The sequence below is a fragment of the Pseudogulbenkiania sp. AW2-16 genome (assembly GCF_056824575.1).
This window is the reverse complement of sequence record NZ_CP157668.1, coordinates 530,174-554,832: the sequence shown is the minus strand read 5'-3', so window position 1 is coordinate 554,832 and position 24,659 is coordinate 530,174. Positions and strand designations below refer to the sequence as shown.

Genomic DNA, 24,659 nt, shown 5'->3' with positions numbered 1-24,659 from the left:
CGTGGCGCCCCGTTGTGCTGGGTTGGAACAGGCCGCGGCCTGTTCCGGCTTAGTTAGCCGCAGCCGGCTTTTTCACCATCACTTTGTGATGCTTGTGGTGCTTGACGATCTTGTGATGCTTTTTCAGCGCCTGGGCTTTTTGTGCCGGGGCGGAAGCGGCCTTTTTCTCAACCATCGGCTTTTTCACGGCCTTCTTGGCGCGCGACTTGTGAATCTTCTTCACGGCCGGTTTGGCGGCCGGTTTCATCGCGGCCTTGGCGGCCGGAGCGGAGGCTTCGGCTTTCACCGCCGGCGAGGCCGGGGTGACCGGGGTGGCGGCGAAGCTGCCGATCGAGGTCAGGCCGAAGGCGGCGGAGAGGGCGAGCAGGGTCAGCTTTTTCATGGTGATACTCCTTGTGGAACCGTGAGGGTTCGAGTCTGTCGTGGTCTCGGTTGGCTGTGGGGGCCTTCCATGAGTTGTATCCTAGGCGCGCCCGTTTCCGGCGTCTGTGAGTGGAATGTTTCCCTGTGTAACGCTATGTACGCCCGCCGCGCCGGGCCAGCGTAGCACGAAGCGGGCGCCGCCCAGCGGGCTGTCTTCGATGCCGAGCGTGCCTTGATGCGCGCGCGCGATGCCCTGCACGATGGAGAGCCCGAGGCCGTGCCCGCCGCTGTCGCGGCCGCGGCTCTGGTCGAGGCGCACGAACGGCTCCAGCACGCGCTCGCGCTCCTCCGCCGGGATGCCAGGGCCGTCGTCGTCGACGCGCAGGCAGTAGCCGTTGCCGTCCTGTTCCAGCAGCACGCGCACCGTGTGCTGGGCGTAGCGGCGTGCGTTGCTGAGCAGGTTGTCGAGGGCGCGCGACAGCAGGTAGCGGTCACCCTCCAGCTCGATCTCGCCGCGGCTGTCGTCGCGCCAGTCGATGCCGCTGGCCAAGGGCGCCTGTTCGGCCAACCTTTCAGCCACCCATTCCCGGGCGTCGAAGCGGCTCAGCGTCAGCGGTACTTGCGGACGGTCGAGACGGGCGTGCAGCAGCAGTTCCTGCAGCAGCGAGTCGATGGCGGCGAGGTCGCGTTCGATGGCCTGGCGCGGCGGACTGTCCGGGTCGCCCTCCAGCAGCGCCAGGCGGTAGCGTAGCCGCGCCAGCGGCGTGCGCAGTTCGTGCGCGACGGCGTCGATCAGCGCCTTGCGCCCGGCCAGCAGCGCGCCGATGCTGTCGGCCATGCGGTTGAACGCCTCGCCCACGCGGCGTACCCCGGAGCCCGGCGGCAACTGCACCCGCGCGCTGAGGTCGCCTTCGGCCAGGCGCACGGCGGTCTGCTCCAGCTGCATCAGCTGGTTCCAGTGCGGGCGCAGCCACAGCAGCACCGGGATGCCGAGCGACAGGCCGACCAGCAGCAGCAGCACGTAATCCACCCACTTGAGCTGGTGCAGGAAGAACAGGTAGCGCAGCGGGCCCGCCACCAGCAGGAAGTTGCTGTTGGGGATGCGCTGCAGGAACAGGAAGTTGTCTTCCAGCATCACGATCTCGCCGCGTGCCAGCGCGGCGCGGGCGTCGTCGTCCAGGGTGTAGGCGGCGTCGCCCTCGATGCGCAGCGGGAAGGTCAGGCCGTGGTCGAACTCTTCCAGCGTTTCGCTCCACATCTCCGGCGGCACGCCCTTGAGTTCGCTCTGGATCATCGACAGCGAGGCGCCCAGGAGGTCGGACAGGTAGCGCTCGCCGACCTTGTCCACCGCCTGCTTGTAGACCACGCCCACCAGCAGCACGCCGCCGAGAAAGCACGCCATCAGCATCAGATAGAACTGCACGAACAGGCGGCGCATGGTTCAGTTCCAGCCGGCCGGGGCGAACAGATAGCCCTTGTTGCGCACGGTCTTGATGCGGAAGGGCTCGGCGGGGTTGTCGCCGAGCTTCTTGCGCAGCCGCGAGATGGCGACGTCGATGCTGCGGTCCAGCCCGTCATATTCCATGCCGCGCATCTCCTTGAACAGGACCTCGCGGTCCAGGATTTCGCCGGCGTGGCTGGCCAGCAGCCACAACAGGTCGAAGTCGGCGGTGGAGAGGGGGACGTGCTCGCTGGCCAGCGTCACTTCGCGGCTGATCGGGTCGATGCTGAGCTGGCCGAACTGCTTGCGCGTCATGGCGGCCGGCGTTTCGGCGGCGGCGGCCGGGCGGTGCTGGCGCAACTGGGCGCGCAGGCGCGCCGCCAGCACCGCCGGCGGCGTGGTTTTCAGGATGTAGTCGTTGGCGCCCAGCTCCAGGCCGAGGATTTGCTGCATGTCGCTGTCGAGCGAGGTCAGCATCACGATCGGGCCGGCGAAGGTGGGGCGCAGTTCGCGGCACAGCGTCAGGCCGTCCTTGCCGGGCAGCATGATGTCGAGCAAGACCAGGTCGGGTTGGGCGGCGGCGATGGCGGCGAGCGCGGTGTCGCCGCGTGGCTCGATCTGCACTTCCATGTCGTGGCGCGACAGGAAGTCGCGGATCAGCTCGGCCAGTTCGGCGTCGTCTTCGACAAAAACCAGGCGGTAGTTCATGGGCATTCAGCGAGGGGATGGGGATGGCTGGCAGTATCGTCCTTGTTCCGGCGCTTCTCAAGCCAGCGCCGGTGGCACCGTGGTGCGGCGGCGGACTCGGGGAGCGGTGGGATTGGTGCGGGGGGCGGCGGAGGGCGCCGTTCCCGGCTTCGGCCAACCTTGGCGGAGGCAGAGGTAAAAAAGCGGGCCACCGGTAAAGTGGCCCGCAACACCGTGGCGGGTGGTTCGGAGCGCGCCGCTTCAGGAGTACAGCTTCAGCAGCGTCGACTTCAATTCGGTGTACTTCTCCAGCGCGTGAAGCGACTTGTCGCGGCCGTTGCCGGACTGCTTGTAGCCGCCGAACGGCAGGTTCTGGTCGCCGCCCTCGTCGTAGCAGTTGATCCACACCGTGCCGGCGCGCAAGGCGCGGGCGAGGCGGTGGGCGCGGCTGACGTCGCGTGTCCACACCGCGGCGGCGAGGCCGTAGTCGCTGTCGTTGGCGATGGCGATCGCCTCGTCTGCCGTGTCGAACGGGATCACGGCGCACACCGGGCCGAAGATCTCCTCGCGCGCGATGCGCGCGTCGGGCGAGGTCTCGAACGCGGTCGGGGCGATGTAGTAGCCGGTGTCGGTGTGCACCGCGTGGCCGCCGAAGGCGAGTTTGGCTTCCTGCTTGCCGATGGCGATGTAGTCCAGCACGCGGCGGTACTGCGCCTCGTCGACGATCGCCCCCATGCCGGTGGCGGGATTGAGCGGGTCGCCCGGGCGATAGCCCTCGGCGGCCTGCTTCAGTTCCGCCATGAACTCGGGGTAGACGCCGCGCTGCACCAGCACGCGCGAACCGGCCGAGCACATCTCGCCCTGGTTGAAGAAGATGCCGCCGGCGGCGGCGCGCGCCGCCTGGGCGACGTCCGGGCAGTCGTCGAGCACGATGTTCGGCGATTTTCCGCCCAACTCCAGCCACACCCGCTTCAGGTTCGATTCCGCCGCGCACGCCATGATGCGCTTGCCGACCGCGGTGGAGCCGGTGAAGGCGAGGCAGTCGACGTCCCTGTGCAGCGCCAGCAGGCGGCCGGTCTCGCCGGCGCCGGGCAGCACGTTGAACACGCCGTCGGGGATGCCGGCCTGTTGTGCCAGCGCGGCGATGCGGATCGCGGTGAGCGGGGATTTTTCCGACGGCTTGAGCAGCAGCGAGTTGCCGGCGGCGAGCGCCGGCGCGAACTTCCAGCTCGCCATCAACAGCGGGAAGTTCCACGGCACCACCGCCGCCACCACGCCGATCGGCTCGCGCGTGACGGTGCCGTGCAGGTTCGGCGCCAGCGGGGGCACTTCGCCGCCGACCTTGTCGATCGCTTCGGCGAACCACTGCACGCAGTAGGCGGTGCCGGCGACGTCGACGCCCAGCGCATCGGCGATCGGCTTGCCGGTGTCCAGGGTCTCCAGCAGCGCCAGCTCGTCGGCGTGCTCGCGGATCAGTGCGGCGAACGTCAGCAGCACGGTCTTGCGTTGCAACGGCGCGAGGCCCGACCAGCGGCCGTCCTCGAAGGCGGCGCGCGCCGCGGCCACGGCCTTGTTCACGTCGGCTTCGCCGCACTCGGCGATGTCGGTCAACGTTTGCTTGTTGGCCGGGTTGACGGTGGCGAAGGTCTTGCCGTCGGCGGCGGCGACGTACGCGCCGTCGATGAAGGCGCGGCCCTCGAAGACCTGGCGCGCGGCCAGCGCTTGCCATTGCTCGTGGGTGAGGCGGGGCATAACACGTTCTCCTAAGTAGCGCGCCAGCCGCCGCCCCGGATCAGAAGTTGGCCGGCGTGTTGGCGCTGATGATTTCGGCCTCGTCCTGGCCGATGTTGCGGAAGCGGTGCGGCAGCGTGCTCGGGAAGTAGTAACCGTCGCCGGCGTGCAGCACGTTGACCTGGCCGTCGATGGTCAATTCGACGGTGCCGCGCACCACGATTCCACATTCCTCGCCTTCGCTGTGCGTGATCGCCTCCGGGCCGGTGTCGGCGCCCGGCGCGTACAGCTCGCGCAGCATGCGCATCTGGCGGTCCTGCACGGTGGCGCCGACCAGCAACAGGCGCAGACCGTTGTTGCCGAGGTCGGGCTGTTCGCCCGGCCGGAACACGTAGCGGTTTTCACGCGGCGGCTCGTCGAAGGTGAAGAAATCCGCCAGCGACATCGGGATGCCCTCGAGCAGCTTTACCAGCGAGCTGACCGACGGGCTGACCCGGTTCTGTTCGATCAGGGAGATCGTGGCGTTGGTGACGCCAGCCCGTTTTGCCAGCTCCCGTTGCGACAGCTTGTAGCGTTCGCGCACCAGCTTGAGTCGTGGTCCGATGTCCATGTTGTTTCCGAATGTTGATAATAATTGACGGCTTGTGTCAAATTATTTTTGACGATGTCGCCGAGGCGTAATGGGCCGGCAAAGTATATCACAACCCGCTTATCGCTTGTTGTGGTGCACAAATTTGACGCTATGCAGCACTGAAACGGGGCGTGAAAGGTGTGGCAACGATGGCGGTTAGGGAGGTGTGTAAAAATTTAATTGACGGTGCTTGTCAATTATATTTAACGAGCTTAGACTGAATTTAGCCCGATACGGCGTTCCGCCTGTCGGAACATGCCGCACCCACCCAAGGAGCACCCGATGCAGAACCGTTCGATCCGCCGCTTCGCCCCGCTCGCCGCCCGTGCCGCCGCCGCCGGCATGCGCCGCGCCGCTGCGTGGTGTCTGGCGCATGGTGCGAGTGGCGCGCGGCTGGCGCCGGGCGTTCTGGCGGAGTACCTGATTCACGCTCGCCGTGTGTTTGCGGCGGCGTTCACTGATCTCCTCTGTGCGGTGCCCTCTTTGGGCGCCGCTTTTTTATTCCCGCAACGCTGCAAAGGAGGCGCGCCGCCGTGTGACGGCGAGCGTGCGATCGCGATGAAACACCCTGTCATCGGAATTCCCTGCTGTCGCTGGTGGCTCAAGGAGTCCCAGTTCTTCCACCTGGTCGGCGAGAAGTACGTCCGCGCCGCGGTCGGTGCCGGCGGTCTGCCGCTGCTGCTGCCGGCATTGGGCGAGGCGACGCCGCTCGAACAAATGCTCGAGCTGGTCGACGGCCTGTTGTTCACCGGCAGCCCGTCCAACATCGAGCCGCACCACTATGGCGCGGCCAGCGTCGACGGCGACTTCAACGACCCCGAGCGCGACGCCACCACGCTGCCCTTGATCCGCGCCGCGATCGACGCCGGGGTGCCGGTGTTGGGCATCTGCCGCGGCTTCCAGGAAATCAACGTCGCGCTCGGCGGCACCCTGCACCGCAAGGTGCACGAGGAGCCGGGCATGCACGACCACCGCGACCCGGGCGGCACGCTCGACGAGATGTACGCGCTGGCGCACCCGGTGCGCTTCGTCGACGGCGGCGTGCTGCAGGCCCTCAGCGGCCTGTGTGAAGCCCAGGTCAATTCGCTGCACGGGCAGGGTATCGCCCGCCTGGCGCCGGCGCTTCAAGCCGAGGCGCATGCCCCGGACGGGCTGGTCGAAGCGTTCAGCGTCAAGGGCGCGCGCGGCTTCGCGCTCGCCGTGCAGTGGCACCCGGAATGGCAGTACCAGGACAACCCCCTGTCGCTGGCCATTCTCGAAGCGTTTGGCAAGGCTTGCGCCGCTCGTCGGGATCGACGCGGCTGAGACTTGCCCCAACACCCAAAAACTGAATCGCTACAAAGGAGGCAACCATGAGCGTTCTGAGCGAATGGCTGCGAGAACACCGAATTACCGAAGTCGAATGCGTGATCCCTGATTTCACCGGCATCGCGCGCGGCAAGATCGTGCCGAAAGAGAAATTCAGCGAAGAAGAGGGCATGCGCCTGCCCGAGATAGTGCTGGTGCAGACCGTGACCGGCGAGTACGCCGAGGGCATTTCCGCCGACACCGATCCGGACATGGTGCTGGTGCCGGACCCCAACACCATCCGCCTGGTGCCATGGGCCAAGGACCCGGTGGCGCAGGTGATCCACGACTGCTTCCACTTCGACGGCTCACCGGTCGAGCAGTCGCCGCGCCACATCCTGCGCCGCGTGCTCAAGCTGTACGAGGACAGGGGTTGGGAGCCGGTGGTGGCGCCGGAGATGGAGTTCTACATCGTCGACGTCAACCGCGACCCGGACCTGCCGCTGCAGCCGCCGATCGGCCGTACCGGTCGCCCGGAAACCGGGCGCAAGGCGTACTCGATCGACGCCGTCAACGAGTACGACGACCTGTTCGAGGAGATCTACGACTTCTGCGACGCGCAGAACCTGGCGATCGACACCCTGATCCACGAGGTCGGCGCCTGCCAGATGGAGATCAACTTTCTGCACGGCAACCCGCTCGACCTGGCCGACCAGGTGTTCCTGTTCAAGCGCACCGTGCGCGAGGCGGCGATCCGCCACAACATGTACGCCACCTTCATGGCCAAGCCGATGGAGAGCGAGCCCGGCTCGGCGATGCACATCCACATGAGTGTGGTCGACAAGCACACCGGCAAGAACGTGTTCTCCAACGCCGACGGCAGCCCGAGCGAGGCGTTCTTCCACAGCATCGGCGGCATGCAGAAGTACTTCCCGCAGGTGATCGCGCTGTTCGCGCCGTTCGTCAACAGCTACCGCCGCCTGGTGCGCCACACCGCCGCGCCGATCAACGTGCAGTGGGGCTACGACAACCGCACCTGCGGCATCCGCGTGCCGCACTCCGGCCCGGCCGGGCGCCGCATCGAGAACCGCCTGCCCGGCGTCGACTGCAACCCGTACATCGCGCTCGCCGCGACGCTGGCCTGCGCCTGGCTCGGCATCGTCGAGCGGCAGCAGCCGAGCGAGCCGCTGACCGGCGACGCCTACGGCCTGCCGTTCGCCTTCCCGCGCGGCCTCGACGAGGCGATCACCCAGTTGCAGCACTGCAAGCCGGTCACCGAGGTGCTGGGCGAGAACTTCGTCAAGGCGTTCTGCGCCGTGAAGGAAGCCGAATACATCGAATACGCGCGCGTGATCAGCCCGTGGGAGCGCAAGTTCCTGCTGCTGCACGTGTGAGAACGAGAAGGAGCGAATCATGAATCTGAATATGAACTTTGCCGAAGTACGCCAGGTCACGGAGCGCAAGGCCGGCCAGCGCAGCACGCGCGAGTGGCAGGTGCTGGACGCCGCGCACCATTTCCACCCGTTCTCCGACGCCGCCGCGCTCAACGCCCAGGGCAGCCGCGTCATCACCCACGCCGACGGCGTCTACCTGTGGGATTCGGACGGCAACAAGATCTTCGACGCCATGTCCGGCCTGTGGTGCGTCAACATCGGCTACGGCCGCGAGGAGTTGGCCGAAGCCGCCTACCGGCAGATGCGCGAGCTGCCGTTCTACAACACCTTCTTCAAGACTACCCACCCGCCGGTGGTGGAGCTGTCGGCGCTGCTGGCCGAGATCGCGCCGGACGGCTTCAACCACGTGTTCTATACCAACTCGGGCTCCGAGGGGAATGACACCGTGATCCGCATGGTGCGCCACTACTGGGCGAGCCTGGGCCAGCCGCAGAAGAAGACCATCATCTCGCGCGTCAACGGCTACCACGGCTCCACCATCGGCGGCGCCTCGCTCGGCGGCATGACGTACATGCACGAGCAGGGCGACCTGCCGATCCCCGGCATCGCGCACATCGAGCAGCCGTACTGGTACGCCAACGGCGGCGACCTGACTCCGGAGGAGTACGGCCTCAAGGCGGCGCGCGAGCTGGAGAAGAAGATCCTGGAACTGGGGGTGGAGAACGTCGCCGCCTTCATCGGCGAGCCGGTGCAGGGCGCCGGCGGCATCATCATCCCGCCGTCGACCTACTGGCCCGAGATCCAGCGCATCTGCGACCAGTACGGCATCCTGCTGATCGCCGACGAGGTGATCTGTGGCTTCGGCCGCACCGGCCACTGGTTCGGCAGCCAGTACTACGGCATCCGCCCGCACCTGATGACCATCGCCAAGGGCTTGTCCTCGGGCTACCAGCCGATCGGCGGCGTGCTGGTGCACGACACGGTCGCCAAGGTGATCGCCGAGTCGGGCGACTTCAACCACGGCTTTACCTACTCGGGCCACCCGGTGGCCTGCGCCGTCGCCGCCGAGAACCTGAGGATCCTCAAGAACGAACGCATCATCGAGAAGATGCGCGAGGACGTCATGCCGTACGCCCACCAGCTGTGGCACAACGCCTTCGACGACCACCCGCTGGTCGACGACGTGCGCACCCTGGGCTTCTTCTTCGCCGTGACCCTGGTCGAGGACAAGGCCCGCCGCCAGCGCTTCGCCAACGGCGGCGAGCTGGCGCTGCGCTGCCGCGATATCTGCTTCCAGAACAACCTGGTGATGCGCGCCACCGGCGACAGCATGATCTCGGCGCCGCCGCTCACCATGAGCCGTGCCGAGGCCAGGGAGTTCGTCGGCCTCGCCAAGAAGTGCCTCGACCAGCTCGCGCGCGAACTCGGTCGTCTGTAACCGCGGTCGGAGCGGGCCGCCCATACCATCGATTACAGACGGCCCCTCCGATTCGTCCGCATGTCTACACAGGAGAAAACCATGCGCCAACGCATGTTCAACGTCATCGCTGCCGGGGTGCTGGCAGCCGCCGCCGTGCCGGCCTTCGCCAACGGCAAGGTGCTCAACATCTACAACTGGTCGGACTACATCGCGCCGGACACGGTGAAGAACTTCGAGAAGGAAACCGGCATCAAGGTGCGTTACGACGTCTACGACTCGAACGAGGTGCTGCAGGCCAAGATCCTCACCGGTCGTTCCGGCTACGACATCGTGGTGCCGACCAACGCCTTCCTCGCCAAGCAGATCAAGGCCGGCGTCTACCAGCCGCTCAACAAGGCCAAGCTCGCCAACTACAAGAACCTCGACCCGGACGTGCTGGCGCAGGCCACCAAGTTCGACCCCAACAACGCCTACGCCGTGCCGTACTTCTACGGCATCAACACCCTGGCGATCAACGCCGGCAAGGTCAAGGCCGCCTTGGGCTCGACCCCGCTGCCGGCCAACGAGTGGGACCTGCTGTTCAAGCCCGAGTACGTCTCCAAGCTCAAGTCCTGCGGCGTGTCGGTGCTCGACAGCCCGGCCGAGGTGCTGCCGATCGCCGCGCACTACCTGGGCAAGAACCCCAACAGCAACGCCGACGCCGACTGGCAGGCTTCGGCCAACCTGTTCAAGCAGATTCGCCCCTACATCACGCGCTTCTCCTCGTCGGGCTACATCAACGAGCTGGCCAACGGCTCGCTGTGCCTGGTGCTGGGTTACGGCGGCGACCTCAACATCGCCAAGCGCCGCGCCGAGGAGGCCAAGAACGGCCAAGTGCTGCGCGTGCTGGCGCCCAAGTCCGGCGTGATGCTGTGGATGGACAGCATGGCGATCCCGAAGGACGCCGAGAACGTCGACAACGCGCTCGCCTTCATCAACTACGTGATGCGCCCCGAGGTGGCCGCCGCCAACGCCAAGGCGGTGAGCTACGCCACCCCGAACAAGGCCGCCAAGGGGCAGATCGAGGCCAAGTTCCTGCACGACGCCTCGATCTACCCGACTGCGGAAATCCAGCAGAAGAGCTTCATCCAGCTGCCGCTCGAGGCCAAGACCCAGCGCCTGCAGACCCGTCTCTGGACCGAAGTGAAAACCCGCAAGTGAGCTGAAGGTGCGGCCGCCCGCGCACCCGTGCGCGGGCGGCCGACCCGGAGGGGAAGAATCGTGAACATGGCTGAATCGTCCTTGCACCAGGCCGCCAAGACGGCCGGTGCCAAGTCCTACCTGCAAATCGTCGACGTCGTGAAGAAATTCGGCGACAACACCGTCGTCGACCACATCAACCTGTCGATCGCGAAGAACGACATCTTCGCGCTGTTGGGCAGCTCCGGCTGCGGCAAGTCGACGCTGCTGCGCATGCTCGCCGGCATGGAAACGCCGACCTCGGGCAAGATCATCCTCGACGGCGAGGATATCACCGCCCTGGCGCCGTACGAGCGCCCGATCAACATGATGTTCCAGAGCTACGCACTGTTCCCGCACATGACCGTGGCGCAGAACATCGCCTTCGGCCTGAAGCAGGACCGCCTGTCGCGCAGCGACATCGCCGAGCGCGTCGAGCGTATGCTGGAACTGGTGCAGATGAAGAAGTACGCCCACCGCAAGCCCTACCAGCTCTCCGGCGGCCAGCAGCAGCGCGTCGCCTTGGCGCGTTCGCTCGCCAAGCGCCCGAAACTGCTGCTGCTCGACGAACCGCTGGGCGCGCTCGACAAGAAGCTGCGCCAGCAGACCCAGCTCGAGCTGGTGAACATGATCGAGCAGGTCGGCGTCACCTGCATCATGGTCACGCACGACCAGGAAGAGGCCATGACCATGGCCGGGCGCATCGGCATCATGTCCGAAGGCCAGCTGCTGCAGGTCGCCACCCCGGGCGAAATCTACGAACACCCCAACTGCCGCTTCACCGCGGAATTCATCGGCGAGACCAACCTGTTCGGTGGCCACGTGGTCGAGGACGAGCCGGACCACGTCTGCATCCACTCCACCGAACTGCCGCGCCCGGTGCGCGTCGGCCACGGCATCACCGGCACCATGGGCATGCCGGTGTGGCTGTCGCTGCGCCCGGAGCGCGTCGGCGTGTCGCGGCGCCAGCCGGTGGCCGCCGGCAACTGGGCGGCCGGCACGGTGGGCGACATCGCCTACCTCGGCGGCTTCTCGATCTTCCACGTGCGCCTCGACTCCGGCAAGGTGGTCAAGGCCAGCGTGCCCGCCACGCACTGGCGGGAAGAGGCGGCTCCGACCTGGAACGAGCCGGTATTCGTCAGCTGGACTGACAACGACGCCGTGGTGCTGACGCAATGATGAGCCGACTCCTTTCGCTGCGGGATTCCCGCGCAGCGGCGGCGCGCCCTGCGCGCCGGTCCGCCTGGTGGCAGCGCGCCCTGCCGCGTGGTCAATCGCTGGTGACGGCGATTCCCTACGGCTGGCTGCTGTTGTTCTTCCTGGTGCCGTTCCTGTTCGTGCTGCAGATCAGCTTCTCCGACGTCGAGATCGCCTCGCCGCCGTACCGGGCGCTGCTCTCTCGTGCCGAAGACGTGGTCAGCCTGGCGCTCAACTTCGGCAACTACCGGTACATCTTCGGTGATCCGCTGTACTTCGACGCCTACCTCAGCTCGCTCTACATGGCCGGGGTGACCACGCTGATCTGCCTGGTGGTGGGCTACCCCATCGCCTACACCATCGCGCGCGCGCCGGAGGCCAAGCGCAACACGCTCCTGATGCTGGTGATGCTGCCGTTCTGGACCTCGTTCCTGGTGCGCGTCTACGCCTGGATGGGGATTCTCGACAACGAGGGCCTGCTCAACCAGGCGCTGCTGGCGCTGGGGCTGATCGACGAGCCGCTGCAGCTGATGCACACCCAGCTCTCGGTGCAGATCGTGATGGTGTACGCCTACCTGCCGTTCATGATCCTGCCCTTGTTCTCCAACCTGGTGAAGCTCGACGGGCGTCTCTTGGAGGCTTCGGCCGACCTCGGCTGCCGGCCGTGGCAGACCTTCCTGCGCGTCACCCTGCCGCTCTCCAAGAACGGCGTGATCGCCGGCTCGATGCTGGTGTTCATCCCGGCGGTGGGGGAGTTCGTGATCCCGGAACTGGTCGGCACGCCCGAATCGCTGATGATCGGCAAGGTGCTGTGGATGGAGTTCTTCGACAACAACAACTGGCCGATGGCGGCGTCGGTGACCATCGTCATGGTGGCGCTGTTGATCGCGCCGATCATTTACCTGCACAAGCGCGAAGAGAAAGCGCTGGCACGGGCGGCCGCGCGCTAGGAGAGATGACATGCAAAGCAAAGACATCAGCGGTTTCGGCAAGCTCACGCTCGGCGCCGGGCTGGCCTTCCTCTATGTGCCGATCCTGATCCTCATTGTCTACTCGTTCAACGCCTCCAAGCTGGTGACGGTGTGGGCCAGCTTCTCGACGCACTGGTACGGGGTGCTGTTCAACGACGACGCGGTGATCTCGGCGTTCGGCCTGAGTCTCAAGATCGCCTTTCTCTCGAGCGCGATGAGCGTGGTGCTGGGCACCATCGCCGGCCTGGTGCTGGCGCGTTTCGGTCCGTTCAAGGGCAAGAGCCTGTTCGCCGGCATGCTCACCGCGCCGATGGTGATGCCCGAGGTGATCACCGGTCTGTCGATGCTGCTCTTGTTCGTCGAACTGCAGCAGTGGTTCGGCTTCCCGGCCGAGCGCGGCATGCTGACCATCTGGGTAGGCCACGTCACGCTGTGCATGGCCTACGTCACGGTGGTGATCCGCTCGCGCCTGGTGGAGATGGACCGCTCGGTGGAAGAGGCGGCGATGGACCTGGGCGCGCGCCCGTTCAAGATCTTCTTCCAGATCACACTGCCGATCATTGCGCCAGCGATCGCGTCGAGCTTCCTGCTGGCGTTCACGCTGTCGATCGACGACCTGGTGATCACCGCCTTCCTGTCCGGTCCGGGCTCGACCACGCTGCCGCAGCTGATCTTCTCGCGCGTGCGGCTGGGGCTGAATCCGGAGATCAACGCGCTGGCGACGATGACGGTGCTGGTGGTGACGCTGCTGGTGGTCGGCGCCAACCGCATGATGGTGAAGGCGGAACGGCGCCGCGCCCGGCTCGCCGCCGCGGCCTGACGTCGCCTGCCTGCCCGCGGCACGCTCCCGGCGCCGCGGGTTTTTTTATCGCCTTTGACAAGGAGGAATCATGTTCGGGTCTTTGCAGTTTGCCGGTCAGGAACACGTCGATTCCTGGTACACCGCCAGTGCCGGTCAGCTCACGCCGAGGCCGCGCCTGAGCGAATCGCTTTCGGCCGACGTGTGCGTGCTCGGCGCCGGCTACACCGGCTTGTCGGCCGCGCTGGAGCTGGCCGAACGCGGCTACCGCGTGGTGGTGCTGGAGGGCGCGCGGGTGGGGTGGGGCGCCTCCGGCCGCAACGGCGGCCAGGTGCTGTCCGACCTCGCCTGCGGCATGAATCCGGTGCGCGACGCCCTCGGCCAGGAGGCCGCGCGCGAAATATGGAACATGACATGCGAGGCGGTCGCCCTGGTGGGCGAGCGCTGTGCCAAGCACGCCATCGACGCCGAACTGGTGTGGGGCTATTTTCACGCCGCACTCAAGGCACGCCAGCTGCGCGAGCAGGCGGCCTGGCAGGAGGAGGCGGCGCGCCGCTACGGCTACGACCGCTTCCAGCTGATCGGCAAGGAGCGCCTGCCGGAGATGGTGAACTCGGCGCGTTATGTCGGCGGCCTGTTCGAGCCCGACGCCGGCCACCTCCACCCGCTCAAGTACGCGCTGGGGCTGGCGCGCGCCGCCGAGGCCGCCGGGGTGCGCATCTTCGAGCACAGTGCGGTCGGCGAGATCGTGCCGGGCGCCACGGTGCGGGTGAAGGCGGGGCGGCACGAGGTGCGCGCCGAATCGCTGGTGCTGGCCGGCAACACCTACCTCGGCAAGATGGTGCCCGAGCTCGACCAGAAGATCATGCCGGTCGGCACCTACATCATCGCCACCGAGCCCTTGGGTGAAGCGCGCGCCCGGAGCCTGATCCCGACCGACCTCGCGGTGTGCGACGCCAACTTCGTGCTCGATTACTTCCGCTGCACGCGCGACACCCGTCTGCTGTTCGGCGGCCGCGTCAGCTACACCGGCATGACGCCGATAGGGCTTCGGGACGCCATGCGCCGCAGCATGCTCAAGGTGTTTCCGGGGCTGGCCGACGTCAAGGTCGAGTACGACTGGGGCGGCTTCGTCGACATCACCATGAACCGTGCGCCGCACTTCGGCCGGCTGCGCCCGAACATCTTCTTCGCCCAAGGCTTCTCCGGCCACGGCGTGGCGCTCACCGGGCTCGCCGGCAAGCTCATGGCCGAGGCGATCCACGGCGAGCCCGAGCGCTTCGACCTGTTCGCGCGCCTGTCGCACCGCCGCTTCCCGGGCGGCACGCTGCTGCGCACGCCGGCGTTGCTGCTGGCCACCAGCTACTACCGCCTGCGCGACTGTCTGTAAGCAGTTTCCAGGCCACACTGGTCAAGCGTTCTGCGTCGGCCTTCGACGACAGGAGATCGGTTAGCGAGGCTAATGTCACGTGTCAGGACGCTTATCCGGACTTCCCGTGAGCCATATCGTCACTGATTCTGGTGACGCCGAGTGGTATGGCATCGTCGGGTTTGGTTAGCGTCGCTAACGGTTTTGCAGCAAGGACGCGGCGGCTACAAATCCCGCAAATTCAAGCGCTTGGTTTAAAAATTCCCTTACTGATTATGAGCTTGTATTGCGAGTGTCGAGAGCTACTATTCCATTGGCGACGACAAAATCATATTTGATGCCAATGTGCGTATGGCTCTACCGGCCCATTTAAGAGGCGCTCGCCAGATGTGATCATCAATCATGAGGAGTTGCATCATGCAAGAAAAATCAAACGCGGAAACTGAAATCCACATCCTGTCGAAACAGGGTGGCAAGCCAATTACCATGACAGGCGATCTGACTTCGCTTCATGACAACCCGGGAAAAATCCACCAACTGCTGGATCTCCTCGAACTGCCGAAAGGTACCGAGGTAAGAGTCATCACCAGGGCGGCTTCGGTCATTGTGCGCTGATGCCGTGGCCCCTGCACAAGGGCGCTTGTGTAGGGGCCACTCTCCCAGGTAGGAATGCTTCTTCCATGTACAACGGTGTATCCGGCAGTCTCATCGGCGGACAACTGAAAAAAGATGTTTCGGTGGTCTTTTCTGAGGACAAGGCGACAATCTCCTACGCTTTGTGGGAAGTGGCGCTGCCCATGGCTTGGGTGAAGTCACACCCGGTGATCGATGATCTGCTCCACCGGAAAATCGCCCGCGCCGAGGCGCTTGCCCACCCGGTGGCCGAACCTCTCGTGTCCTTGCTCAATGCCCAGGGCTGTTTTACTTCACCGCCCAAGCCACGCTATTCGCTAAGGGAAGTGAAAGCCCTGTTCGATCCGCTTCGTTCCGAATGGTACGCCGCCTATTACGCGCATCCGGCCTGGCAACGTCTGCGCCATGGCCAAGCCAGTCGCAACGGCTTGCTCGCCTGGCTGATCCACAACTACCACATCTCGCGTGCGGCCGGCATTGTTGCGGCACGCATGGCCTCGCTCGGCAAGCATCCGGGCTGGTCCACATTCTTCCGGCAGGACGCGTTGGAGGAGTATTGGCATTGCGATGCCTATTACTCGCTCGATACCCCCTTGCTACATGATGTGGGGCCGGGGGAGATCAAAGCGTATCTGCCGCTGCCGTCATCATTGGCCTTTGAAGAACACACGCTGCAAGTCGCCGAATCCGATCCCTTGGGTCATGTGCTGATTGCCTATTTTCAGGAGTCCAGCATCGCCTTCGAGAGCGATAGCGACGATTTTTATCAGACGGTGGAACAGCAGTACCAGGTACAAGGCTTATTCACCCCGTGGAAGCAGCACATCCAAATCGATGTGGAGCAAGAGCATGCCGATGGACTTGGCCAATTATTGGCGTCCGATGCCGAAGTGGACGCCGCGCAACTGGAGCGGGCATTGAGCCATGCCTGGTTGGCCTTCTACTTCTTGCGCAGCGGCCTTGATGACATCCTGCAGCAGGATGACTCTGGGCGGTTACAACTGAGACAGCCACCTGTGCCGGATGCCGACCAAGATACCATGCTCGGATGCCTAGGTAGGCAGGTTCAGGCGATGGACATCTCTCCTCGGCTATCCGCCACGGACATGGCCCATCTCCACCATGGGCTTCATGCAAGTGCCTTTCGCGCGCTTGGCTTTGCGCGTGGCCACGACCAGCTCATCGCCTGCGGGCGATATGCGCAGAAACTCTCGCGCCGTTTGCCCGCAATGGATAAAACGCCTGCACCCGGGCCATGGTGTGTAGCCCTTGTCAATCATATGCAGGAGGCGGCGCATTGCCCGTCTACCTGGCTGATGCTGGCGAGCCTGCTGGCCGAACGCGTTCAGGATTTCAAGCTGGGGGGAGAGTGGGGTGCCGCGCTGGAGCGTGAGCTTGGCCGTACACTTGCGGTTCGCCGAGCGCCGGCCGCCCTGCTGCAACTGGATGAACTGATAGCTCGCTGCGCCGCGAACCACGATCGGGTACCGGCCAGTTTGCTCAATGTCTGAGCCTGTACACCATGAACCACTTTTCACTACGAGGCGACTACCGCGTGCAGAGCCGGCGCGACTACGCCCCCTCGGTGCTGGAGGGCGAATGGTATTGCGACCATGGCCTTGTCAGTAACGAACAAATCAATGGTGCCTTACGCCGCCATCCGCAATGGGCCGGCCATACCCGGGTTTCCCTGCTGCCCGTGCTGGTCAGCCGGCGCAGTGGAAAGTTTGCCAGCGAGCCTGACATCCTCTACAAGCGCGATCTGTTCATTCCCGAGCCCGGCGCCGACGGCATGCCGGCGGATATCGTCGACGTGCTCAAATCCCAGCAAAATTGGCTGAGCAGGGCCCGCTACATCAAAGCGTTGTTTCCCGACGATTTTCCTCGCATCTTCCGGTATCTGTGCCATCTTGAGCTGATCATCGCCAATGAATACATGCTGCATGAGGCTGGACATTTTCTCTCCTACGACGTGTTCACCAAACAACGTGACGGTTATTTTTTCATCGCCGGTAAAACGGCCTGGCCACTGGTTTATCTGGAAGAACTGCGCGCCGATCTCAATGCCTTCGGCTTTGCCGTCCAACTGCTGCCACAGGAGCAGGCGGCTCAAATCTTTCTCTACAATCTGATGCTGCGTTTCGGCGTGCACCGCGAAGGCCTGTTGAGTGCGCGACAAGCGCCATACGGACTCGTGCCTTATCTGTTGTTCTACTTGCTGTATCAACTGGACTTTATCGCTGTGCGGGAGTTGCGGGGGCGATATTGCTTGACCCTCGGCAGCCTCGATAGCCAAAACCTGATCGAGGTCATGCAGGCCTGCGCACTCCATGCTGAGCAGCAATTGAACACCCCGGAAATGGCGGTGAGGTCACCATTGGATCGTGCCATCGCAGCCGCCCGTTATGTGCGGCTGCGCCTGGATCACCATACCTTGACCCAGCGTTTCGCCTCAGTGATGAATCAGCAAGCGGCCAGCAAGGAGCAATCATGAGTAAATCCGACCCGAACCCTTATTCCCTCCCCCTGATTTACCGGTTCCACAAGACGATGGCGCATGTGCGCATCTGCCTGATAGGGTAGTGCCGGATATCATGCTGACGGCAACGGAGGGCGAGCAGTGGAATCTGGCGCACATTGCTCAAGCGCGGGCTGTCGTCTATGTCTATCCGGCAACCGGGGTGCCGGGCAAAGATCCCATCCCTGATTGGGACGCTATTCCGGGGGCACCAGGCTGCACCTTGCAGTCGCTCGGCTTTCGAGACCACTACCCTGAATTTCAGGAACTGGGTTACCCGCTCTTTGGCATCAGCGGCCAACGCTCGGAGGAGCAGGCCGAATTCAAACACCGTACCCTTTTGCCGCTGGTATTACTGAGCGATCCACAGTTTCAGTTGCGTGATCGGCTCGGTTTGCCCACTTTTCAGGCTCACGGCAAAGAGTTCTATAAACGCCTGGTACTGGTGCTGCGAGCCGGTAAAATCCACCGGGTGTTTTACCCGGTGTTCCCTCCTGACCAATGCGCAGCCATGGTGCTGGCGCGGCTAAAAGAAACGGGCTGACCATCCCGAGCGCAATGGCGATGCAGTGCCGATTCCGGAGCCCTATTGTACTTTTCGTGGGTATCCTGTTCGTTACTGGTCGAATTCCCATTGCGTGTCCGAAGCGCGCACCCGCTTTTCCGCTGCGAAGCGGCTGGACTTGCCAAGATGACCTTTCCGCCATGCTTGACCATGCCTTAGGTGGGATGGAATAATCTTCCGTTTTTTCAATTGCTTAGCAGTATTTGCCGCGAGTAGGGCATGGGGCACTTCAGGGCGGTGCGCTGACACCCCGAAGCGGCCGTCGCCGTCGTGCCAACGCGTCGAAACCGGGCAACAATCGGCCTACATGAACAGTAAAGAACACCTCGGCAGCGGTATCGAAAACCGCGCCCAGCAAGGAAATCCGGTCAAATTGCCGCCCCGGCGCCTGAGCGTGGCGCCGATGCTGGACTGGACCGACCGCCACTATCGCTTCTTCGCCCGCCAGATCACCCGGCACACCTGGCTCTACACCGAGATGGTCACCACCGGGGCGCTGCTGTACGGCGACGTGGCGCGCCATTTGCGCTATCACGAGTGCGAGCACCCCGTCGCGCTGCAACTGGGTGGATCGGAGCCGGACGAGTTGGCGCGCTGCGCCGAGTTGGCCGAAGAATGGGGCTACGACGAGGTCAACCTCAACGTCGGCTGTCCCTCGGAACGGGTGCAGAAGGGCGCGTTCGGCGCTTGCCTGATGGCCGAGCCGCAACTGGTGGCCGACTGCGTCAAGGCGATGCGTGACGCGGTCGGCATCGACGTCACCGTCAAGCACCGTATCGGCATCGACGCGGTGGAAGACTACGGCTACGTGCGCGACTTCGTCGGCCACATCGTCGAGGCCGGTTGCGCCACCTTCATCGTGCATGCCCGCAATGCCATCCTCAAGGGCCTGTCGCCCAAGGAAAACCGCGAAATCCCGCCGCTGAAATACGACTACGTCTACCGTCTCAAGCGTGATTTTCCCGACGTTGAAATCCTGCTCAACGGCGGGGTGAAGAGCAACGACGAGATCGCCCGCCACCTGCAGCATGTGGATGGCGTGATGGTGGGGCGCGAGGCCTACCACAACCCGTGGCTGATGGCGGACTGGGACGCGCGTTTCTACGATGACGCCCACACCGAGGCCACCCGCGACGCCGTGGTCGAGGCGATGCTGCCGTATATCGAGCAGCGTCTGGCCGAGCCCGGCACCCAGCTGCGCCACGTCGCGCGCCATATCCTCGGTCTCTACCAGGGCCTGCCGGGTGCCCGCGCCTGGCGTCGCATGCTGTCCGACGCCGCCTTGCTCAAGGGGGCCGCCGCCGGCCTGCTGCTGGCGGCGCGCGACGCGACCCGCCGCGACTGAAGCATGGCGAGCGGCAAGCGGCCGGCGGGACTCCCGCGTCCCTCCGGCCGTTATTTTTGCATCAGGGCTATGTCGCTTCTATCTTGTTTTTCTTGGTGTAAATAACCATTTATTAACAAATACTCAGCAAAAATTTCTAATTATAAGAAATTTTTCTGCTGAATTGACTGTTCCTGATTTTTCGCTTCCGATGCGCGCGTATCTATGGCTAAATCGCAGCCGGTAGCAGGTTTCACTCCAGGAGAACGCATGTTCGACCGTATCGTGCTGGCGAGCAACAACGCCGGTAAATTGAAAGAATTTTCCGCCTTGTTTGCCGAACTCGGCGTTGCCGTGCATCCGCAAGGCGAGTTCGACGTGCCGGAGAGCCCGGAACCGCACCACACCTTTCTGGAAAATGCGCTGGAAAAGGCCCGCCACGCCAGCCGCATCACCGGCCTGCCGGCGCTGGCCGACGATTCCGGCATCTGCGTCGAGGCGCTGGCCGGCGCCCCCGGCGTGCAGTCGGCACGCTTCGCCGGCGAACCGAAATCGGACGCGCGCAACAACGCGCTGCTGCTGGAAAAGCTGGCCGGCGAGCCCAACCGCCGCGCCTGGTATTACTGCGTGCTGGTGCTGGTGCGCCACGCCGACGACCCGCAGCCCATCGTCGCCGACGGCGTCTGGTACGGCGAGGTGATCGACAGCGCGCGCGGCGAGGGCGGTTTCGGCTACGATCCGTACTTCCTGCTGCCCGGCTACGGTCGCACCGCAGCCGAACTCGACGCCGCCGAGAAGAACCGCGTCAGCCACCGCGGCCAGGCGGTGCAGGCACTGATGGCCAAGCTCAAGGCGCTGGCATGAGCCAGGTGAATGACAAAATGGTAAGCCGCAACGCACTGGAAGCGAGATCGCGAAACCGAACGAGCCGCGACGAGACAGTACGAGAAGTACGGCGAGGGGCCGCGCAGTGACGGTGACAAAGATATCGCTTTCGGGGCTGAGCGGATTACGGGAACTGCCGCCGCTGTCGCTCTACCTCCACTTCCCCTGGTGTGTGCGGAAGTGCCCGTACTGCGACTTCAACTCGCACGAGGCCAAGAACGGCTTCGACGAGGACGCCTACGTCGCGGCGCTGCTCGCCGACCTCGAAAGCGCCTTGCCGGCGGTGTGGGGGCGGCCGGTGCACACCATCTTCATGGGCGGCGGCACGCCGAGCCTGTTCTCGGCCCGGGCGATGGACACGCTCCTGGCCGGCATCCGCGCCCGCGTGCGGCTCTATCCGGATGCCGAGATCACCATGGAGGCCAACCCCGGCACCTTTGAATCCGACAAGTTCAAGGGCTTCCGCGAGGCTGGCATCAACCGCCTCTCGATCGGCATCCAGAGCTTCGACCCGGCGCACCTCAAGGCGCTCGGACGCATCCACGACGGTGACGAGGCGCGACGCGCGGTCGATATCGCGCTGACGCACTTCGACAACGTCAACCTCGACCTGATGTACGCGCTGCCCGGCCAGACCCTGGAGCAGGCTCTGACGGATATGGGCACTGCATTGTCGTTTGGCGTCACGCATATTTCCGCGTATCACCTCACCATCGAACCCAACACGCTGTTCGCGCGCTACCTGCCGCCCAAGCTGCCGGACGACGAACTGTCGGCCGACATGCAGGAGGCGCTGGAAGCGCGCTTGGCCGAGGCCGGCTTTGGCCATTATGAAACCTCGGCCTTCGCCCGGCCCGGCCGCGAGTGCCGCCACAACCTGAACTACTGGCAGTTCGGCGACTACCTCGGCATCGGCGCCGGGGCGCACGCCAAGATCAGCGCCCACGACGGTATCGTGCGCGAGATGCGCTACAAGCAGCCGGCGGCCTACCTCAAGGCGGTGGCCGAGGGCCGGCCGGCGCAGAGCCGCGAGCGCATCGCCCGCGCCGACCTGCCGTTCGAATTCATGATGAACCTGCTGCGCCTGACCGACGGCTTCGAGCTGCGCCTGTTCGCCGAGCGCACCGGCCTGCCGCTGACGCACATCCAGCGCGAACTGGCCGAGGCCGAGGCGCAGGGGCTGATCGAACGCGGTCTGAACGAACTCAAGCCGACGCTGAAAGGCCAGCGTTTCCTCAACGACTTGTTAACCCTGTTTCTGAAAGAAGGAGAATGAGCATGGCAAAAGAAATCATCCACACCGATAACGCCCCGGCCGCCATCGGCGCCTACTCGCAGGCCGTCAAGGCCGGCAACACCGTGTACCTGTCGGGGCAGATCCCGCTCGACCCGGCCACCATGACCGTGGTGGAAGGCGGTTTCGCCGCCGAGGCCCACCAGGTGTTCAAGAACCTCAAGGCCGTGTGCGAAGCCGCCGGCGGCTCGCTCGACCAGATCGTCAAGCTCAACGCCTACCTGACCGATCTGTCCAACTTCGCCGTGTTCAACGAAGTGATGGGGCAGTACATGAGCCAGCCGTTCCCGGCGCGCGCCGCCATCGGCGTGGCCAGCCTGCCCAAGGGCGTGCAGGTGGAAGCCGACGCGGTGCTGGTGCTGGAATAAGCGCCCGCCCGAATCGGCAGTCAAAGCGGCCCTGGTGGCCGCTTTTTCTTTGCCTTCGGCCAACCTTGGCACGCAAAAAAGGCACCGCGCGGGTGCCTTAGGAGGGGGAGATCGCGACGCTCAGGCCTCGTTGCTGGCCAGCTCCGGTTCGCAGTCGGCGACGTCGCCGGCCGCCGGGCAGGCCGCCGCGGTGAACAGCACGTCGGTGGAGCTGTTGAGTGCGGTCTCGGCGGAGTCCTGCACCACGCCGATGATAAAGCCGACGGCCACCACTTGCATCGCCACGTCGTTGCTGATGCCGAACAGGCTGCACGCCATCGGAATCAGCAGCAGCGAGCCGCCGGCCACGCCGGAAGCGCCGCAGGCGGCGACGGTCGACACCACCGACAGCAGCAGCGCGGTGGGAAGGTCGACATGGATGCCCAGGGTGTGCACCGCCGCTAGGCTCAGCACCGAGATGGTGATCGCTGCGCCGGCCATGTTGATGGTGGCGCCCAGCGGAATCGATACCGAGTAGGTGTCTTCGTTCAGACCCAGCTTCTTGCACAGGTTCATGTTGACCGGGATGTTGGCTGCCGAGCTGCGCGTGAAGAACGCGGTCACGCCGCTTTCGCGCAGGCAGGTGAACACGAGCGGGAACGGGTTGCGACGCAGGGTCAGCGCCACGATCACCGGGTTCACCACCAGCGCGATGAACAGCATCGAACCCACCAGCACCAGCAGCAGCTGGCTGTAGCCCAACAGCGCGCCAAAACCGGTGGTGGCGATGGTGTCGGACACCAGGCCGAATACGCCGACCGGGGCGAAGCGGATGATGATCTGCACGATGCGCGACACCGCGTCGGCGACTTCGTTCAGCATCTGCTTGGTACTGTCGCTGGCATGGTTCAGCGTCATGCCCAGCGCTACCGCCCAGGCCAGGATGCCGATGTAGTTGGCGCTGGCGATGGCGTTGATCGGGTTGTCGACGATCTGGAACACCAGGTTGTTGATCACCTGGGCGATCCCGCCCGGCGGCGTGGTGCCGGTGGCCGCCGCCGCCAGGGTCAGCTGGGTCGGAAACAGGAAGCTGGCCATCACGCCGGTCAGCGCGGCCAGGAAGGTGCCGACCAGATACAGCGTCAGCACCGGGCGCATATTGGTCTGCACCCCCTGCTTCTTGCTGGCGATGGCGCTGGCTACCAGCACGAAGACCAGCAGCGGGGCGATGGCCTTCAGCGCCTTGACGAACAGGCTGCCGAGGAAGGTAACGGATTTGGCCGCTTCCGGCGCAGTCATGGCGAGTGCCATGCCGGCCAGCATGCCGAGCAGAATCTGCAGCACGATGCTGCCGCTCGTGATCCGGCTGAAGATGGAAGATTTCTGCTGCATAAGGTCCCTGTCGCAGATCGTGGGTTGGCAAGGGCGGACAGGATGCCGGCAGCGCTTTTGGAGCTGATGCATGACAGTCCGCTGATCGATGGCTTTCGGCTTTTCCGCAGTGAAAGGTGTGTGTTTTACGACGATAAAGCAATGGAAAACAAGCGCATCAGCGGATGATCATAACAAATTTCACTGATGAGAAAAAATGCAGCATCCGCTGCGCGCGGGTCCGCGCGGTAGCGTGTCATGACGCCGGCGCAGAACAGACTGTTTGGCGGCGTCATCTGTCGTGAGGCGAGGGGCTATGGCCTAATCAAGCATTTTCATTGCCTGCCGAGGAGTCGCGATGCGCCTGTTCCCCTTCCAGCTTGTCAACGTGTTTGCCGAAAGCCACTTCGGCGGCAACCCGCTGGCAGTCTTCACCGATGCCGAAGGGCTCGACGATGCGGCCATGCAGGCCATCGCGCGCCAGTTCAACCTGTCGGAAACGGTGTTTTTGTTCCCCTCCAGTAAGGCGGCGGCACGCCTGCGCATCTTCACCCCAAGTTACGAAATGCCGTTCGCCGGCCACCCCACGCTCGGCAGCGCCGCGGTGCTGTATCGGCTGGGGCGGGCCGGCGACGACTTCGTGCTGCAAACCGAGGCCGGGCCGATTCCGCTGACGCAGCGCGATGGCGTGTTCACGCTGCAGGCCAACGCCGCCACGGCACGCCCGTCCGGACTCGGCTTGGCGGATACCGCCGAGATGCTCGGGTTGGCCGAAGCCGACATCGTCGCCGCACCGGAATGGCTCGACACCGGCGCCGAGCAGCTGTTGGTGCGTATCGCCAGCCGTGAGGCGGTATTGGCGGCGCGCCCCGACCCCCAGTTGTTCATGCAGCGTGCCACGCTTCAGCCCGGGCGCAGCGTTGCCTACCTGTGGCACGAGAGCGACAACGTCGCCACGGTGCGGCTGTTCTTCGAGCAGCACGGCGCGGTGATCGAGGATCCGGGCACCGGTTCGGCCTGTGCCAACCTGGGCGGCTGGTGCGCGCTGAACGGGCGCCATCCTCTGGCCTGGCGCATCGAGCAGGGGCACGCCATCGACCGCCTCAACGTGCTGCAACTGTCGGTCGATGCGGCGGGCCGCGTGAGGGTGGGCGGGCGTGTCATTTTTGTCGCGTCCGGGGTGTTCGAGCTCCCCGATTCTTGACGCTGGCCCG

The 24,659-nt window shown here is 64.7% G+C and carries 23 protein-coding genes; 17 read left to right on the top strand and 6 right to left on the bottom strand.

What is annotated here, in order from left to right:
- Window positions 1-49: 49 nt before the first annotated feature.
- The 5 genes from ABKF58_RS02680 to ABKF58_RS02660 form a co-directional block, all read right to left on the bottom strand.
- Complete coding sequence (locus ABKF58_RS02680; protein WP_482583289.1) at window positions 50-382, bottom strand: acid-shock protein; 333 nt, start codon at window positions 380-382, stop codon at window positions 50-52.
- Between the two features lie 81 nt (window positions 383-463).
- Complete coding sequence (gene rstB / locus ABKF58_RS02675) at window positions 464-1,801, bottom strand: two-component system sensor histidine kinase RstB (protein WP_482583288.1); 1,338 nt, start codon at window positions 1,799-1,801, stop codon at window positions 464-466.
- A 3-nt stretch (window positions 1,802-1,804) separates the two neighbouring features.
- Window positions 1,805-2,512 (bottom strand): two-component system response regulator RstA, encoded by a 708-nt coding sequence (rstA, locus tag ABKF58_RS02670; protein ID WP_008953490.1) that lies wholly within the window; start codon window positions 2,510-2,512, stop codon window positions 1,805-1,807.
- Between the two features lie 240 nt (window positions 2,513-2,752).
- Entirely contained in the window at window positions 2,753-4,243 is a 1,491-nt protein-coding gene (locus ABKF58_RS02665) for an aldehyde dehydrogenase (protein ID WP_482583287.1), read from the bottom strand.
- Window positions 4,244-4,283: 40 nt separating this feature from the next.
- The gene (locus ABKF58_RS02660) at window positions 4,284-4,832 is read right to left on the bottom strand and encodes a cupin domain-containing protein (protein WP_008953488.1); all 549 of its coding nucleotides are present in this window, start codon (window positions 4,830-4,832) and stop codon (window positions 4,284-4,286) included.
- A 579-nt stretch (window positions 4,833-5,411) separates the two neighbouring features.
- Between ABKF58_RS02660 and ABKF58_RS02655 the strand changes: the two genes are divergently transcribed.
- The 16 genes from ABKF58_RS02655 (at window position 5,412) to ABKF58_RS02580 (ending at window position 22,095) form a co-directional block, all read left to right on the top strand.
- Window positions 5,412-6,158, top strand: a complete 747-nt coding sequence (locus ABKF58_RS02655) for a gamma-glutamyl-gamma-aminobutyrate hydrolase family protein (protein ID WP_482584322.1) — start codon at window positions 5,412-5,414, stop codon at window positions 6,156-6,158.
- 47 nt (window positions 6,159-6,205) lie between these two features.
- Window positions 6,206-7,534: a glutamine synthetase family protein gene (locus tag ABKF58_RS02650; protein WP_014085881.1), complete on the top strand. Its 1,329-nt coding sequence runs from the start codon at window positions 6,206-6,208 to the stop codon at window positions 7,532-7,534.
- Between the two features lie 19 nt (window positions 7,535-7,553).
- Entirely contained in the window at window positions 7,554-8,972 is a 1,419-nt protein-coding gene (locus ABKF58_RS02645; protein WP_482583286.1) for an aspartate aminotransferase family protein, read from the top strand.
- Between the two features lie 81 nt (window positions 8,973-9,053).
- Window positions 9,054-10,154, top strand: a complete 1,101-nt coding sequence (locus tag ABKF58_RS02640) for a polyamine ABC transporter substrate-binding protein (RefSeq protein ID WP_294864325.1) — start codon at window positions 9,054-9,056, stop codon at window positions 10,152-10,154.
- A gap of 66 nt (window positions 10,155-10,220) precedes the next feature.
- Window positions 10,221-11,351 carry an ABC transporter ATP-binding protein gene (locus ABKF58_RS02635; protein ID WP_014085884.1) on the top strand — a complete coding sequence of 377 codons (1,131 nt, stop codon included), beginning with the start codon at window positions 10,221-10,223 and terminating at the stop codon, window positions 11,349-11,351.
- On the top strand, window positions 11,348-12,319 hold the full coding sequence (locus tag ABKF58_RS02630) for an ABC transporter permease subunit (protein ID WP_008953481.1): 972 nt from the start codon (window positions 11,348-11,350) through the stop codon (window positions 12,317-12,319). Before ABKF58_RS02635 ends, ABKF58_RS02630 begins: the two co-directional genes overlap by 4 nt.
- Window positions 12,320-12,329: 10 nt before the next feature.
- Window positions 12,330-13,160, top strand: a complete 831-nt coding sequence (locus ABKF58_RS02625) for an ABC transporter permease subunit (protein WP_014085886.1) — start codon at window positions 12,330-12,332, stop codon at window positions 13,158-13,160.
- Between the two features lie 70 nt (window positions 13,161-13,230).
- Window positions 13,231-14,529 (top strand): NAD(P)/FAD-dependent oxidoreductase, encoded by a 1,299-nt coding sequence (locus ABKF58_RS02620; protein ID WP_482583285.1) that lies wholly within the window; start codon window positions 13,231-13,233, stop codon window positions 14,527-14,529.
- Window positions 14,530-14,925: 396 nt separating this feature from the next.
- Window positions 14,926-15,123, top strand: coding sequence for a hypothetical protein (locus tag ABKF58_RS02615; RefSeq protein ID WP_008953478.1), 198 nt, complete (start codon window positions 14,926-14,928; stop codon window positions 15,121-15,123).
- A gap of 65 nt (window positions 15,124-15,188) precedes the next feature.
- Window positions 15,189-16,652, top strand: a complete 1,464-nt coding sequence (locus ABKF58_RS02610) for a hypothetical protein (RefSeq protein ID WP_482583284.1) — start codon at window positions 15,189-15,191, stop codon at window positions 16,650-16,652.
- 11 nt (window positions 16,653-16,663) lie between these two features.
- Window positions 16,664-17,635, top strand: coding sequence for a hypothetical protein (locus tag ABKF58_RS02605; protein ID WP_482583283.1), 972 nt, complete (start codon window positions 16,664-16,666; stop codon window positions 17,633-17,635).
- Window positions 17,636-17,735: 100 nt separating this feature from the next.
- A complete protein-coding gene (locus ABKF58_RS02600) occupies window positions 17,736-18,203 on the top strand; it encodes a peroxiredoxin (RefSeq protein ID WP_482583282.1) in 468 nt (155 codons plus the stop codon).
- Between the two features lie 328 nt (window positions 18,204-18,531).
- Window positions 18,532-19,569, top strand: a complete 1,038-nt coding sequence (dusA, locus tag ABKF58_RS02595) for a tRNA dihydrouridine(20/20a) synthase DusA (protein WP_482583281.1) — start codon at window positions 18,532-18,534, stop codon at window positions 19,567-19,569.
- A 249-nt stretch (window positions 19,570-19,818) separates the two neighbouring features.
- Entirely contained in the window at window positions 19,819-20,412 is a 594-nt protein-coding gene (rdgB, locus tag ABKF58_RS02590; protein WP_482583280.1) for an RdgB/HAM1 family non-canonical purine NTP pyrophosphatase, read from the top strand.
- A 112-nt stretch (window positions 20,413-20,524) separates the two neighbouring features.
- Window positions 20,525-21,709, top strand: a complete 1,185-nt coding sequence (hemW, locus tag ABKF58_RS02585; RefSeq protein WP_482583279.1) for a radical SAM family heme chaperone HemW — start codon at window positions 20,525-20,527, stop codon at window positions 21,707-21,709.
- Window positions 21,710-21,711: 2 nt separating this feature from the next.
- Window positions 21,712-22,095: a RidA family protein gene (locus ABKF58_RS02580; RefSeq protein ID WP_008953463.1), complete on the top strand. Its 384-nt coding sequence runs from the start codon at window positions 21,712-21,714 to the stop codon at window positions 22,093-22,095.
- Window positions 22,096-22,215: 120 nt separating this feature from the next.
- On the opposite strand, the gene sstT is transcribed toward ABKF58_RS02580, so the two are convergent.
- Window positions 22,216-23,466: a serine/threonine transporter SstT gene (gene sstT / locus ABKF58_RS02575; RefSeq protein ID WP_482583278.1), complete on the bottom strand. Its 1,251-nt coding sequence runs from the start codon at window positions 23,464-23,466 to the stop codon at window positions 22,216-22,218.
- A 337-nt stretch (window positions 23,467-23,803) separates the two neighbouring features.
- On the opposite strand from sstT, the gene ABKF58_RS02570 reads away from it, so the two are divergent.
- Complete coding sequence (locus tag ABKF58_RS02570) at window positions 23,804-24,649, top strand: PhzF family phenazine biosynthesis protein (RefSeq protein WP_482583277.1); 846 nt, start codon at window positions 23,804-23,806, stop codon at window positions 24,647-24,649.
- Window positions 24,650-24,659: the final 10 nt, after the last annotated feature.

Coding starts and splice junctions, on each gene's coding strand:
- ABKF58_RS02680 (WP_482583289.1), bottom strand. CDS start 382: ATGAAAAAGCTGACCCTGCTCGCCCTCTCCGCCGCCTTCGGCCTGACC.
- rstB (WP_482583288.1), bottom strand. CDS start 1,801: ATGCGCCGCCTGTTCGTGCAGTTCTATCTGATGCTGATGGCGTGCTTT.
- rstA (WP_008953490.1), bottom strand. CDS start 2,512: ATGAACTACCGCCTGGTTTTTGTCGAAGACGACGCCGAACTGGCCGAG.
- ABKF58_RS02665 (WP_482583287.1), bottom strand. CDS start 4,243: ATGCCCCGCCTCACCCACGAGCAATGGCAAGCGCTGGCCGCGCGCCAG.
- ABKF58_RS02660 (WP_008953488.1), bottom strand. CDS start 4,832: ATGGACATCGGACCACGACTCAAGCTGGTGCGCGAACGCTACAAGCTG.
- ABKF58_RS02655 (WP_482584322.1), top strand. CDS start 5,412: ATGAAACACCCTGTCATCGGAATTCCCTGCTGTCGCTGGTGGCTCAAG.
- ABKF58_RS02650 (WP_014085881.1), top strand. CDS start 6,206: ATGAGCGTTCTGAGCGAATGGCTGCGAGAACACCGAATTACCGAAGTC.
- ABKF58_RS02645 (WP_482583286.1), top strand. CDS start 7,554: ATGAATCTGAATATGAACTTTGCCGAAGTACGCCAGGTCACGGAGCGC.
- ABKF58_RS02640 (WP_294864325.1), top strand. CDS start 9,054: ATGCGCCAACGCATGTTCAACGTCATCGCTGCCGGGGTGCTGGCAGCC.
- ABKF58_RS02635 (WP_014085884.1), top strand. CDS start 10,221: ATGGCTGAATCGTCCTTGCACCAGGCCGCCAAGACGGCCGGTGCCAAG.
- ABKF58_RS02630 (WP_008953481.1), top strand. CDS start 11,348: ATGATGAGCCGACTCCTTTCGCTGCGGGATTCCCGCGCAGCGGCGGCG.
- ABKF58_RS02625 (WP_014085886.1), top strand. CDS start 12,330: ATGCAAAGCAAAGACATCAGCGGTTTCGGCAAGCTCACGCTCGGCGCC.
- ABKF58_RS02620 (WP_482583285.1), top strand. CDS start 13,231: ATGTTCGGGTCTTTGCAGTTTGCCGGTCAGGAACACGTCGATTCCTGG.
- ABKF58_RS02615 (WP_008953478.1), top strand. CDS start 14,926: ATGCAAGAAAAATCAAACGCGGAAACTGAAATCCACATCCTGTCGAAA.
- ABKF58_RS02610 (WP_482583284.1), top strand. CDS start 15,189: ATGTACAACGGTGTATCCGGCAGTCTCATCGGCGGACAACTGAAAAAA.
- ABKF58_RS02605 (WP_482583283.1), top strand. CDS start 16,664: ATGAACCACTTTTCACTACGAGGCGACTACCGCGTGCAGAGCCGGCGC.
- ABKF58_RS02600 (WP_482583282.1), top strand. CDS start 17,736: ATGCTGACGGCAACGGAGGGCGAGCAGTGGAATCTGGCGCACATTGCT.
- dusA (WP_482583281.1), top strand. CDS start 18,532: ATGAACAGTAAAGAACACCTCGGCAGCGGTATCGAAAACCGCGCCCAG.
- rdgB (WP_482583280.1), top strand. CDS start 19,819: ATGTTCGACCGTATCGTGCTGGCGAGCAACAACGCCGGTAAATTGAAA.
- ABKF58_RS02580 (WP_008953463.1), top strand. CDS start 21,712: ATGGCAAAAGAAATCATCCACACCGATAACGCCCCGGCCGCCATCGGC.
- sstT (WP_482583278.1), bottom strand. CDS start 23,466: ATGCAGCAGAAATCTTCCATCTTCAGCCGGATCACGAGCGGCAGCATC.
- ABKF58_RS02570 (WP_482583277.1), top strand. CDS start 23,804: ATGCGCCTGTTCCCCTTCCAGCTTGTCAACGTGTTTGCCGAAAGCCAC.